The organism is Vibrio sp. D420a (assembly GCF_030248625.1).
Lineage (GTDB): Bacteria > Pseudomonadota > Gammaproteobacteria > Enterobacterales > Vibrionaceae > Vibrio > Vibrio fortis_A.
This window is the reverse complement of record NZ_JAHGAN010000002.1, coordinates 216,383-228,904: the sequence shown is the minus strand read 5'-3', so window position 1 is coordinate 228,904 and position 12,522 is coordinate 216,383. Positions and strand designations below refer to the sequence as shown.

At 43.6% G+C, this 12,522-nt stretch carries 11 protein-coding genes; 1 reads left to right on the top strand and 10 read right to left on the bottom strand.

The window, feature by feature from the left end:
• Window positions 1–12: 12 nt before the first annotated feature.
• The 4 genes from nirB to KI743_RS24605 all read right to left on the bottom strand — a co-directional run bounded on the left by nirB (window position 13) and on the right by KI743_RS24605 (window position 4,884).
• Complete coding sequence (gene nirB / locus KI743_RS01890) at window positions 13–2,571, bottom strand: nitrite reductase large subunit NirB (RefSeq protein ID WP_285464573.1); 2,559 nt, start codon at window positions 2,569–2,571, stop codon at window positions 13–15.
• 362 nt (window positions 2,572–2,933) lie between these two features.
• Window positions 2,934–3,767, bottom strand: a complete 834-nt coding sequence (locus KI743_RS01885; protein ID WP_285464571.1) for an NAD(P)-dependent oxidoreductase — start codon at window positions 3,765–3,767, stop codon at window positions 2,934–2,936.
• 11 nt (window positions 3,768–3,778) lie between these two features.
• Window positions 3,779–4,495, bottom strand: coding sequence for a class I SAM-dependent methyltransferase (locus KI743_RS01880; protein ID WP_285464569.1), 717 nt, complete (start codon window positions 4,493–4,495; stop codon window positions 3,779–3,781).
• Between the two features lie 41 nt (window positions 4,496–4,536).
• Window positions 4,537–4,884 carry a DUF6404 family protein gene (locus KI743_RS24605; RefSeq protein WP_373417781.1) on the bottom strand — a complete coding sequence of 116 codons (348 nt, stop codon included), beginning with the start codon at window positions 4,882–4,884 and terminating at the stop codon, window positions 4,537–4,539.
• 224 nt (window positions 4,885–5,108) lie between these two features.
• Here KI743_RS24605 and KI743_RS01875 point away from each other — a divergent pair, with 224 nt between their 5' ends.
• A complete protein-coding gene (locus KI743_RS01875) occupies window positions 5,109–6,482 on the top strand; it encodes an MATE family efflux transporter (RefSeq protein WP_150869522.1) in 1,374 nt (457 codons plus the stop codon).
• Window positions 6,483–6,545: 63 nt separating this feature from the next.
• On the opposite strand, the gene KI743_RS01870 is transcribed toward KI743_RS01875, so the two are convergent.
• The 6 genes from KI743_RS01870 to KI743_RS01845 form a co-directional block, all read right to left on the bottom strand.
• Window positions 6,546–7,172, bottom strand: coding sequence for a LysE family translocator (locus tag KI743_RS01870; RefSeq protein ID WP_150869521.1), 627 nt, complete (start codon window positions 7,170–7,172; stop codon window positions 6,546–6,548).
• A gap of 107 nt (window positions 7,173–7,279) precedes the next feature.
• Window positions 7,280–8,041: a hypothetical protein gene (locus KI743_RS01865; RefSeq protein ID WP_285464565.1), complete on the bottom strand. Its 762-nt coding sequence runs from the start codon at window positions 8,039–8,041 to the stop codon at window positions 7,280–7,282.
• 232 nt (window positions 8,042–8,273) lie between these two features.
• Window positions 8,274–8,834, bottom strand: a complete 561-nt coding sequence (locus KI743_RS01860; RefSeq protein ID WP_285464564.1) for a type II secretion system protein — start codon at window positions 8,832–8,834, stop codon at window positions 8,274–8,276.
• A gap of 181 nt (window positions 8,835–9,015) precedes the next feature.
• On the bottom strand, window positions 9,016–9,921 hold the full coding sequence (locus KI743_RS01855; RefSeq protein ID WP_285464562.1) for an AraC family transcriptional regulator: 906 nt from the start codon (window positions 9,919–9,921) through the stop codon (window positions 9,016–9,018).
• A 38-nt stretch (window positions 9,922–9,959) separates the two neighbouring features.
• Window positions 9,960–11,120, bottom strand: coding sequence for a carboxylesterase (locus KI743_RS01850; RefSeq protein WP_285464561.1), 1,161 nt, complete (start codon window positions 11,118–11,120; stop codon window positions 9,960–9,962).
• Window positions 11,121–11,443: 323 nt separating this feature from the next.
• A complete protein-coding gene (locus KI743_RS01845; protein ID WP_373417788.1) occupies window positions 11,444–12,430 on the bottom strand; it encodes a succinylglutamate desuccinylase/aspartoacylase family protein in 987 nt (328 codons plus the stop codon).
• Between the last annotated feature and the right edge of the window lie 92 nt (window positions 12,431–12,522).

Below are 12,522 nucleotides of genomic sequence, written 5' to 3'. Positions count from 1 at the left end.
GTCGTTCCCCTATTACTCTGCCGCTACGTGAAGGATGTCGCCCTTCGCTTCTGGGTGTTTTTCAGTAAATGTCGCTGGACGGTGTTGCTCACGACCATCAGTTACGAACATTACGTTGTCATCACGCTCATCAGAGTTGATGAAGTGAGAGAAACGCTTCAATTGTGTTTCGTCGTTGATAGTGTCAGTCCATTCACAGCTGAAGTTTTCAATTAGGCCAGCAATATCAGCTTCTAGTTGTTCATTGATGCCTAGTTTGTCTTCCATGATGACTTCACGTAGGTAGTCGATGCCACCTTCTAGGTTCTCAAACCATACTGAAGTGCGTTGTAGTGGTGCAGCAGTACGAATGTAGAACATCATGAAACGGTCGATGTACTTGATTAGTGTCTCTTGGTCTAAGTCGCCTGCTAGTAGTGTTGCGTGACGAGGTTTCATACCACCGTTACCACACACGTACATGTTCCAACCTGCGTCTGTCGCGATAATACCAAGGTCTTTACCTTGCGCTTCTGCACACTCACGAGTACAGCCAGATACACCAAACTTCATCTTATGAGGAGTACGGATGCCTTTGTAACGGTTCTCAATCATTACACCAAGACCAACAGAATCTTGAACACCGTAACGACACCAAGTAGAACCGACACATGTCTTAGCCATACGCAGTGACTTACCGTAAGCTTGACCAGTCTCGTAACCCGCTTCGATTAGTTTCTTCCAGATTGTTGGAAGATCATCTTTTTGAGCGCCGAATAGACCAATACGTTGAGCACCTGTCACTTTCGTGTATAGGTTGTATTCTGCTGCAACATTAGCCAATGCTGCTAGAGCTGCTGGCGTCACCTCACCACCTGCCATACGTGGGATAACAGAGTAAGTACCATCTTTTTGGATGTTACCTAGGAAGTTATCGTTGGTATCGTGCAGCTTAACTAGAGACGGCTTAAGGATGTGGTCACCCCAGTTTGAAGCAAGGATAGAACCAGCAAGTGGCTTACATACTTCACAACCGTAACCCGTACCGTGCTTCTCAAGTAGCTCTTCAAACGACTTGATTTCACCGATGCGTACTAGGTGGAATAGCTCCTGACGAGAGTAAGCAAAGTGCTCACATACGTCGTCTTTCACTTCAACACCGGCTTTTTCAAGCTCAGCATTTAGAACTGAAGTCACTAGAGGAATACAACCACCACAACCAGTACCAGCACCCGTTACTGCTTTGATATCACCAATAGTGTGGTGACCTTGAGCAACTGCTTCTGCAATCTTGCCTTTTGTAACATCAAAACAAGAACAGATAACTGCAGACTCAGGCAGTGCGTCAGCGCCTAGTGTTGGCTTCTCTGCACCAGCGTGAGCAGGTAGAATTAGCGCATCTGGGTGCTCTGGTAGGTCGATTTCGTTCAGCATAAGCTGTAGAAGATCGCCGTAATCAGACGTATCACCAACCATTACTGCACCAAGCAGTTTCTTGTTGTCTTCAGAAACGATTAGACGTTTGTAAACTTCTTGCTCCTCGTTTTGGTAAACGTAGCTCTTACAGCCAGGAGTACGGCCGTTAGCATCACCGATTGAACCTACTTTCACGCCCAGAAGCTTAAGCTTCGCAGACATATCAGCACCTTCAAACTTACTGTCGTTACCAACGATATGGTCAACCGCTACCGTCGCCATCTTGTAACCTGGTGCAACTAGACCGTAGAAAGTTTCGTTCCAAGACGCACATTCACCGATAGCGTAGATGCTGTCATCAGAAGTCTGACAGAAATCGTTGATAGCGATACCGCCGCGTGGAGCAACGTCTAGCTTCATGTCACGAGCAAGTTTATCTTGAGGGCGAATACCCGCAGAGAATACGATGAAGTCAGTTTCTAGCTCTGTACCGTCTGCAAAACGCATAACGTTACGTGCTTCTTTACCTTCAGGAGCAATTTCAAGCGTGTTTTTGCTAGTGTGAACTTTCACACCCATGCTTTCGATTTTTTGACGAAGTTGGTTACCACCCGCTTGGTCCAGTTGCTCGGCCATTAGCTTAGGAGCAAACTCAACCACATGAGTCTCTACACCCAGTGCTTTTAGAGCACCAGCTGCTTCAAGGCCTAGAAGACCACCACCGATTACAACACCGACTTTGCTCTTCTTCGCACACGCTTCGATCGCTTTCAGATCTTCGATAGTACGGTACACAAAGCAGTCTTTGCTCTCGCGGCCTTTAATAGGTGGAACGAACGGGAAAGAACCCGTCGCCATGATTAGCTTGTCGTATTGAATTTCACGACCAGAGCTCGAGTAAACAATCTTCTTCTCACGGTTTACTGTGATAGCGCGTTCGCCGATCAACATGTTGATACCATGTTTTTCGTAGAAGCCCTCTTTAACTAAAGAAAGTTCGTCTGCTGTGTGGTGTGAAAAGTAAGAAGAAAGGTGTACGCGGTCATACGCAACGCGTGGCTCTTCACAGAACACCGTAATGTCCATGTTGGCTACGTCTGTCTTCTCGACTAAATCTTCGATATAGCGATGGCCCACCATCCCGTTACCGATTACGACTAGCTTCATCTTGCTCATAAGAATTCCTGAAAGGTTATAATTTTCTTAACTGAGCGAATAATGAATTATGAAAGAAAATGAAAATATGATGTAAATCAATTACGAAAATGAACTACCCAAAAGGGGTAGAACAAAAGAGGTATAACCGATTAAAAATAGACCAGAGCAAACGTATAACCTGACTTTATCTATGGTTAAATGCCATTTCAATGCTCAACTTTAATCATATTAGCCTGTAGTAAAATTTCACTTAGAGTAACTCAAAAAGAAATTAAATGACAATCATTTTCATTTGAGGGCTAGATGATGACACATTGTTTTAAAATTTATCGAGTTACGTGACAAAGTGTTTACCAATATTAAAGGTTCTCCAGTAGAGCTTACTTATGGCGTTTGCTAAAAGAGTTTTCTATGTAATGGCGTAAAGTTGAGGTTGATTTGAACATTGGACTCACTGGTAGTTCAAGGTTCAACCTTTCTATCTCAACAGCGGAAGAACCAAACCGAGATTCAAATTCCATCCAATCTATATTGCTGATCTTTTTAATCAAGCTAGCCTGTAAAAGTAGACGGCCAAAATCTGCGGGAGTGTAGCCTTCTTTCTCTGCGATAAAATGTTGCCTGGTATCTGGTTGGTTTTGTACTAAACATAGATAGAAGTACGCGATATCTTCGACATGTATATATTGGTTATGCCCTAGTGTTGGCGTCGCCACTGATAGAGATCCATCTAACGTTTCAACAACCCTCATCAACTGACAGTTTTCACCGCCATAAACCAAACTCGGGCAATAAACGACATGCCATTTATGCCTTAGTGCTCGCTCAATCGTTGTTACATCCGGCTCAACCACAGAAAGTGGTTTCAGTTTAAACCCTCTTAACTCTTCGTAGTTTGCTTTGCCAAATAGCCAAACGCCCGATGTATGGATTTTTATCGCCCCTACTTTTGCCAAGCTATCTAGCTTTAATAGTAATTTGGACTCGATATTGGCTATTTCTGGTGGCGAATATTCTGACCAATGAGGTCTCGCGCAATTAATCACAACATCAAAGTAATCTTCAAATTTCAAGTATCTCTCATACATGCCTTCAGGACAGATTATTGCGCTTCGCCCTCTATCATAGAGATACACCTCAGCCCTAGTTTCCTTAAATAATTGCGTTACGTGACGGCCGACATAACCGTTGGAACCTGATATCAGTACTTTCATGCTTCTTATAGTCACGCTTTCACTTGATAGGTTGAATAGTAAGTCTCTACTTTAACGTGATGAGTTTCATCCTCTCCTAGCGCTTCAACGACTTTCGTAAAAGTATCGTCAGCACCGAAGCGTTCAACAAGAACCTTGTAATATTTGGTAGAGGAGAACAACACATGAGAAAGCTGCTTGGCACTCATTTCTATCGTGATATCGCCGTCATAAACTTTGAGCTCATAAAGGTCATTAAAACCAGTAAAGTTTTCAGCATGATTGTATTGAGAAGAAGGTGGTGGAAATTGTGCACCTAAACGATCCAAAAATTCAGATAACATCACTTTGAAATCGTAAGCAACAATAAACGCATTAGAGCGACAAACACGAAGTAATTCAGACACTACCAAACTTTTGTTCGCGTAAGAGAGTGAACCTGCGAAAGTTACGATGTCCACAGAGTGAGCGCCAAGTGGAATGCACTCACCTTTTCCTTGCGTGAAACTTACACCTGTTTGACTCTGTGCTTTTGTGAGCATGTCAATACTCGGATCGATACCAACCACGTTTGCACAATGCTGACGTAGTACTTCTGTTGAGACCCCTGTACCACACCCTATATCCAAGCCTAGATTAAATGTTGTTTGGCTTGTTTCTCTTAAAGCGTGTTCCAATATTTTTCCATGTATCGGTGGACGATACGCAGCATAATGTTTCGATGTTTCTGAATCATATTGGTCGCTCATAAGAATCTCTCCTAGCTTATAAAATTCAACCCTTGCCGTTTCTATATATTGTTCCAATCTTTCAGGCCATTTCTTCTAGATTGAAAATGATAATAGAGACTCAAAACAAAGGAGAATACTGAACTGACGAAAACGGCACTAAAGAGCGTATTAATAAATCTCGCCTCATCCTGAGCCAAACTAAAGAGATAGGTAATAGCAAGATACACAATGAAGAATTCAGTGAATTTCAATACCACGTTTTTGTGAAAAGATTCCCAATAAACGGGCTTCAACGCGACGCCTCTACTTCTTAAAAATCGGTATAAAATTGTTTTGTCTGTGTTGCATGACAACCCGACAGAACGTAAGTAAGTGTCAGCTCTTGCAAGCTTTTCCCGATCAATCATCAATGCTGTCCCTCAGTCAAATCAAGGAGATTATCAGACTAAACCAACGCGCATTTCGAGGCTCTTCAAACTTTTATTTATCGCTTGAACAAGCGACCATAAACCCAACACTTGACCGTGTACGGTAAGGTGTTTATATTGACGCCGCCTAACGGGCACACCCTAAAATGCACATCCGCCATCCTGCCATCATTGGTGCATTTATATTGGTGTTTCTTACACTCATGTTGAATAAACTACGTCCTTTTACTCGCGAATCGGGTGCTCTTATGCAGCTTTCGATTCCAATCATTCTGACTCAAATTGCAACACAAGCGATGGGCTTTGTGGATACCACCATGGCTGGCCAGGTGAGCCCTGCAGATCTTGCTGCCATTGCCTTGGGAACCAGCCTTTGGATCCCTGTATTATTGTTATTGCGCGGTATCATCATGGCGTTAACGCCGGTAGTGGCGTACCACAGAGGCGCAAGAGACTTTCGAAGTGTCTCTGTCGAGTTCTTCCAGATGGTTTGGCTAGCGCTGATCGCTAGCGTCATACTGATTGCCTACCTTGTTAGCGCCAAACCTATTTTGGAGTGGATTGGTGTTGCTTCAGAGATCATCCCAATTGGTAGTGACTATGCATTCGCACTGGCCTTTGGTGTACCGGGCATTGCTCTGTTCTACACCTTGAATGGCTTCTGTGAAGGCATGAACAACACTAAGGTACCGATGATCATCTCCGTCATAGGCTTATTGGTGAATATCCCGGTTAACTACGTTCTGATTTACGGTAAGTTTGGTTTCCCAGAAATGGGCGCTGTTGGTTGTGGTTGGGCGACAAGTTTGGTGTACTGGATGATGTCGGGCATGCTCTATTCATACATCCGCGCACATCATCATTACAAGACGATTATTAACTTCTCTGACGCAGCACCTAAAGCTAAAGAGATGTTTCACTTGCTAAAGCTTGGCTTACCTATAGGAATGAACATTGCCGTATGTGGCAGTATTTTTGCGGTTATTGCGCTTATGATTGGTCGAATTGGCGCCGAAAACGTTGCTGCTGCACAAATTGCACTGAATATTTCGAGCATGACTTATGTAATCCCAATGAGCATCTCATTTGGCATTACCATTCGCGTTGGTCATGCCCTAGGTGAGAAGAACGAACTCAGTGCGATTGAGCGCAGTAAAATCGGCATTTTAGTAGCGGCAATGATTTCACTGCTATCAGTTGCGACTTTCTTACTGTTTCCTGATTGGATCATTCGATTGTACACGACGGATCCAACCATAAGTGCTACAGCAGCCACACTGCTTGTTTTTACCGCCATGTACCAATTTAGTGACGCGCTGCAAACATCGGCGAATGGTGCTCTACGTGGATACAAAGACACTAAAATCCCAATGTTTCTAGCGATTGCATCTTACTGGGGCTTGGCATTGCCGATGGGTATGGTACTCGGCCTCACCGACTATGTAGTTCCGGCTATGGGCGAGACAGGTTTTTGGGTAGGCATCTTAACAGGGTTAACCGTCGCTGCAGGCTTGATGCTGTTTAGATTGCGTTACGTCATTAAAAACCGTGATATAGAAGCATTAAGCGCCGCATAAGCTACAAGAAGACCAGAAAAAGGCGATCCATTGGATCGCCTTTTTTAATGAGTTTAACAGTAACTATCGGTTAATTGCTAGATAGGAGCCTGCGGCAATCATGATGCCACCAGCGCTCTGGTTTAACCTTTTGTGCGCACGAGGCGTTTTCAACAACGTCACCATTCGACCTGCACCCATCGCAATCAGCAATAAGCCAGTCATTAGAGCGACAAACGCTAACACAGCAACTAGTACGATATCTTGTGAACGAAGCACAGTAAGATCGATGAACGTTGGCAAGAACGAAATGTAAAACAGAATCACTTTCGGGTTTGACGCAGAAATTAGAAAGCCTTGCGCAAAACTTGCCAGTGCAGACTTTTGGCTTTGCTTAGCAACTTGCTCTGCCGATCCCTGCACTTCAGGCAGGCTTCTGAACATCTTGTACCCTAGGTAAATCAAGTAAGCAGCACCGACGTAACGAATCACTTCGAAGGCGAATGACCAATTTTCTGCAACCGTTGCTAAACCAAAACAGGCAAGCACGAGATAAATCATGTCACTGCATGTCATTCCTAACGAAAGAGTGATGCACTTTTTCCAACCGTGAACCATACCGCGCGCCAATATGGCAAACACGCCCGGCCCTGGTGTAATGCCGAATACAAACATGGCTATAAAAAATGTAACTGCACTTTCAAATGACATCCTCTGCTCCTCCTTTTTACATGTGCTAGAAGAACTTTGAAGCTAACACGGAGGTTACTATTGAGTAAAGATTAAACATCTAACCACTCATTGACACAGGCAATTAATCACCGCTCACATAGCTCAAGGATTCTAGTTCGCATCGCTTGATTAACACTAAAGTACGTATTCAAGAACTCCAACTGTGCGACTGCAGACTCCGGCGTAAACTCATAGCCTTGAGTAAATGATGGGAGCATCTTGGAAAACTCTGGATAACGAGCTTCTAATCTTCTATCCGCCATAAACATATCTACTAGCGCTGGATTAGGTTGTTCGATTCGCTCTGCCAACTCTATTAAACGATCAAGAGCAAAGGACTGGACAAAACGCATGCCAGATAGCTTCTCACCTCGATTATAACGACACATTCCAACATAAAGGTTTGTCATCGCCTCTCCAATGATCCACTCTAAGTCGTTATCTTGATTATGCTCTTGCTTTTGTGGCACACAGCAATCGGTATTAAAATCAGCTTGTTGCCAAACGATGCGACCTTCTGAAAAAGGAATACCCGCTAACTCTTCCGGCTCAAACACGGCGAATTCACAGAAAACACCATCGCTGTACAGTACTTTGTAACCATCGACCGTATTTCTTACCGCGTAATCAATCGGCTTTATATCGGATAACCACGCAAGGCTGTCTAGAAACTCTCGTTTATGGCCTTTTTGGACAATCGCAAAGAAGTCAATGTCAGAATACTCATCTAATCGCTCTAGCTCTAAGCCTACGGAGCCGAGCCCAAGCAGAGCGTGTGCTTTACCTGTCCCTTCTAACGATGCGCCTATCTGGTTTAGGCGCTCTAATAATAATTTAGGTCTATCCATAATTCTTTTCTCGCTTGTTGAGTCAAATCAACCTAACGAAAATCAAACGATGGAATAAGCCAAATTTATAAATTCTGTGTATAGGATAACCATTTGTATGGGAAAACATTACCAAGTTACTGTACGGATTGAGGTTTAACGGCAGCAAATTGGAAGATCAACACCATGAAAGCGAAAAGCGCGTTGCAACCAAAGGCAACAACGCGCGATATCATCCAAAAAGAAGTTCTATTTAGCATTCGTCATTAACAACACGAACTGTACACTCACAACCACCTACTGGACATTTGCTACCATCCGAACGTCCAAAAGAGTCGTAAATAACGTAGCAACCTGAAGGGAGGTCTGCATCAGGAATATTGGTACTATCAAGCTGTGCTTGCGTGAATGAATGGGTGTAACCAATCACTGTGTGTCGGTTACCAAATTCCGACGTCAAACTTTCATCGTCAGATAATGTTAGGAAATCGAGCATGTTAAGCTGATCGCCCGACTCGCCTCGGCTTTCTGGGCATAAGGTGCCCCAATCGACTTCAACACTACCGATACCAAAATCAATCACGTAGTTGCTTTGATCACTTGGATTCTCTGCGCTAGGGTCAAGCCCTTGAATAATGGCTTTCGATACAACTTGAGCGTTCACACTGTCCATTGCACTTGCAACGCCTTCTAACACTGCTTCTCGCGCTGATTCTTGGATTCCCAAAAACCTTGGTGCAGCTGTCACAGCGAGGATGCCGAGTATAATCACAACGACAATCAACTCTATGAGAGTAAATCCATTTTTCTTCATAACACACTCACCAATAACAGCAAATTCAATAAAAAACCTGAATGAATATTCTAAAACTATACACTGTCATTGCTGAGGAAGACATAAGTCGTCAATCGCAATTTGACCGCAGTCTTGAAATGAAGAAACCTAGGAAGCTGTCGCGTATTACGTAACCTCGCTGAGTTTTGTCGAGTTTTAATTAAATAGAGCTGCGAAATTCTCGAGGGCTCACACCGGTTTTTGCTTTAAAAAGCTTGGAGAAATGTTGAGGATATTCAAAACCCAACTCATAGCCGATTTGAGTGATACTGTGCTCTGTGTCAGCCATCAGTGTCTTAGCACGCTCAATGACAAACAAATGGATATGCTCTAGAGCGTTTTTTCCGGTCTCTTTCTTTAACAGATCGCTTAAATAATACGGAGAAAGCCCAAGTTCTTTACCACAATATTGAACCGTAGGAATACCAAGCTCGAAAGGTCTATCGCCTTGATAGTACTCGGCGAGTAATTTGCTTAAACGGTGAATATGATCATGGTTCAAGTCTGCACGCACAATAAACTGGCGATCATAAAAACGGTTACAGTATTTAAGAAGTAGCTCGATGTTGGAGCAAATTAATGACTGAGTATGCTTGTCGATATTGGCCTCTGTTTCGTTGCCAATATTGAACGCGATATCTGTCACCATGGTTCTTTCGCGCTCTGACAAGTGCAGCGCTTCGTTACTCTCATACTCAAAGAAGGTGTAGTCGAGCATTTTTCCATAAAGATCCGACTTAGCAATCAACTGTGGGTGAAAAGCCAACGTCCAACCGATTGAGTCCTCAACATGTTCGCTAGGAGCAATGCTCACCTCTTGTTCAGGAGCAAAGAATGTCATAGTGCCAGTATCAAAATCGTAGGTTGTCTGCCCGTAACCAATACTACAGTTGGCGCCATCCTTGAGTGAAATAAAGTACAAACCGAACCCCAGAGTCAGATGTTCGTTGAACTCTCGCGTGATCTTAGATTGATCAATCAATGTCACCAGAGGGTGTGTCGGTTTCGGTAACCCTAAAAACTGGTGTAACTCAGAGATGGTATTTATCTGTACTTTCTTGGTCATAATCACTCTCCAGCCGCTTTACTTAATCGTTGCAAGCGTTACTGAACAACGGCTCTCATTGTAGACTCTAATTCTGCGTAATATGGGTTCCATGTTAAGCGAGCATGGATGCGCCCTTTTTCAGTATAACCCCAAGCAGAGAACCATGTCGGCTCACCATTCTCACATGCTTCGGTATCTGATTTGCTAAAACTATTCTCACAAATAATCTTTTCGCCCTTCTCACCGTAGTAACTGTTTTCTGGGGCGAACAGTGGGCTCATGTGCGACGCTGTGCTGATTCTAAGATCATCACGATGCATTGAGTAGACTTGAGTCTTACCTAACTCATCAGCTTGCTTTTGTTCCCCATACCACACCAACTTGCTATTGGGATGGGTGAAGTGGTTCTCGAAGTAATCGTACAGTGCTTGCGAATCGATCACACTGTCCGCTTCTGCAGTTACTAACAAAGTTGGGATATCTAACTCTCTGCCTTCAATTTTGTCACGGAACACTTGTGCACTCTCAGAATAAGCTAAAGCACTATTAATCGGCGCAGAGCTGTATCTCGCAAAATTATTCTCCACTGCGTTCCAGCCATCAGTAAACAGAGCGACAAAGGGAGTGAATTTTTCTAGAAATGGCGTGACCGTTTGGAACCCAGGAGAGAACAGCATCAGCCCATCTACTCCGTCATTATCCAGTGCATGAATAGAGACAAGGTTTCCTCCTGTCGAGAAGCCGCCAAGCCAAACTTGATCGTGTTCCTGTTTAAGCAGGTTCGCATAATGGTCAACTAGAGTTTGCCAGTCTTGGTAATGAACCAACTTCATGTGCTCAGGATTGCTTCCGTGACCCGGTAATAATACAACTTGTACATAAAAGCCTTGTTCTACCAAAGATGTCGATATATCACTAAAACTGAATGGTGAATCGCCAAGGCCGTGAACCAAAAGAATCGCCTTTTCGGAAGTCGGGTCACCTTTGCTGTATGGGACGTTCATTGACAGCTCTTTGCTATGGTCTTCAGCAATGAAAGCGCGATTTTCTGACAACCACTCGCTCGTCGTATCCACATATTGTTCAAACGAGGGCTGAATATAATCGTAATACTCGCTAGATGTATGAAGAGGCTGATGGGTTTCATTGACGCTTGAGCACCCCATTAAAACTAACGCGGCTAGAGAGATGGCGAATAGTGGCTTGATGATCTTCATGGGGCTCCTCAACATCTTAGAATTCTATTGACTAAGCAGTGATACGTTTTGCTAGCCAACTCTTGGATATCACTATTTTAAGGAACCCTTCCGCTCGCTACTTATACAAATCTAAAAAAAATAGCGTTACTTCATTAATAAAAAGTACACGCCAAGCTATTGAATATTAAATAGTTATTTCAAATCTTATCTATAATCTGGAGATCTGGGAAATGTATAAGTCGATTACTAAGGAAGGCTTGGTATATGAAGTTTCTAGTCGGTGAGAGACATAGAAGAAGGAGTGGGCAAAGAGGTTCTTTGCCCAGATGATTCATTTTGAGTTATTTGATTAGACGTACAATCAGCGAACCCGGAGCACGAAGCGTTTCAAGGTTGTGGCTAATGACAGTACCAGATTCAGGCGCTGTGTATCTCAGTAACTCCTTGCCAAGTGAATCGTATTGGATTGCAAGCAAATCGTCCTTTTCCACTTTCTGCATCAACGAAACCTGTGGCTCTACAAAACCGCCCTGCTTAGCTTTAATACTGATGATCTTATCGCCTTCTAGTGGGCTGTTCAGTTTAGAAACTTCACCTTCAATGACGCCTTCCGCTATTAGGATGTTAATAACACCTTGAGTTGCACGTTCCACCAGTTCACGTTCAAAATAACGACCAGAGCCTACTTCTACCGTAATACTAGGCACACCGTGTGTGTTCCAAGCCGTTTCCAACACCCCTTTCTCACCCGGATCGTTTAAAACCACATCAGCGTTCATAAGAGCCGCCATCTGTTTTGCTTTTTCAACTCTGTAATCTGCGAAAATATAGAGTGGGTAGCACGTCCCTGAGGTTTGTGTGTGCAGGTCAATCGCAATATCAGCGTTTGGCAACAATAGGTTGTTCCATAGCGTTCCTAGATAGCGCTCAACTTCATTCCCTTCAACATTACCAGGGAAGAAACGATTGAGGTTTGACGGCGATGTATCAGGATCGACAGGGAAGAAATTGCGACTGTGATTTAAAATACCGCTCAGGTTAACCGTTGGAACAATAGTGACGCAACCTGCGATATTTTGCTCAACGAGTCTTTGTGCAACTTTCATTGCTGTCATAATACCGTTCTGCTCATCACCATGAACACCAGCAGTTATCACAACTTTCTTGCCCTCACTGCGGCCCTTAAAAACTCGAATAGGTAACTGTTGCCATTGCCCGATAGCATTGGTCGCTACAGCAAAGCTTAACGTGTGATCACCTGACGGAAGTTCATCCACATTCAGTGAGTGAAGGTATTCAAGAACTTGCGTTTGATTATGTGTCGCCATTTCTGACATATCGATTTCCAATAGATTTAATAAACAACAAAGGCGAGTCTCAGCTCGCCTTTGGTCGTAGTGTAATATAAGTCGGTCAATTA

Excerpts from the sequence above, each read along its gene's own strand:
- nirB (WP_285464573.1), bottom strand. The coding sequence starts at position 2,571 with ATGAGCAAGATGAAGCTAGTCGTAATCGGTAACGGGATGGTGGGCCAT.
- KI743_RS01885 (WP_285464571.1), bottom strand. The coding sequence starts at position 3,767 with ATGAAAGTACTGATATCAGGTTCCAACGGTTATGTCGGCCGTCACGTA.
- KI743_RS01880 (WP_285464569.1), bottom strand. The coding sequence starts at position 4,495 with ATGAGCGACCAATATGATTCAGAAACATCGAAACATTATGCTGCGTAT.
- KI743_RS24605 (WP_373417781.1), bottom strand. The coding sequence starts at position 4,884 with ATGATTGATCGGGAAAAGCTTGCAAGAGCTGACACTTACTTACGTTCT.
- KI743_RS01875 (WP_150869522.1), top strand. The coding sequence starts at position 5,109 with ATGTTGAATAAACTACGTCCTTTTACTCGCGAATCGGGTGCTCTTATG.
- KI743_RS01870 (WP_150869521.1), bottom strand. The coding sequence starts at position 7,172 with ATGTCATTTGAAAGTGCAGTTACATTTTTTATAGCCATGTTTGTATTC.
- KI743_RS01865 (WP_285464565.1), bottom strand. The coding sequence starts at position 8,041 with ATGGATAGACCTAAATTATTATTAGAGCGCCTAAACCAGATAGGCGCA.
- KI743_RS01860 (WP_285464564.1), bottom strand. The coding sequence starts at position 8,834 with ATGAAGAAAAATGGATTTACTCTCATAGAGTTGATTGTCGTTGTGATT.
- KI743_RS01855 (WP_285464562.1), bottom strand. The coding sequence starts at position 9,921 with ATGACCAAGAAAGTACAGATAAATACCATCTCTGAGTTACACCAGTTT.
- KI743_RS01850 (WP_285464561.1), bottom strand. The coding sequence starts at position 11,120 with ATGAAGATCATCAAGCCACTATTCGCCATCTCTCTAGCCGCGTTAGTT.
- KI743_RS01845 (WP_373417788.1), bottom strand. The coding sequence starts at position 12,430 with ATGGCGACACATAATCAAACGCAAGTTCTTGAATACCTTCACTCACTG.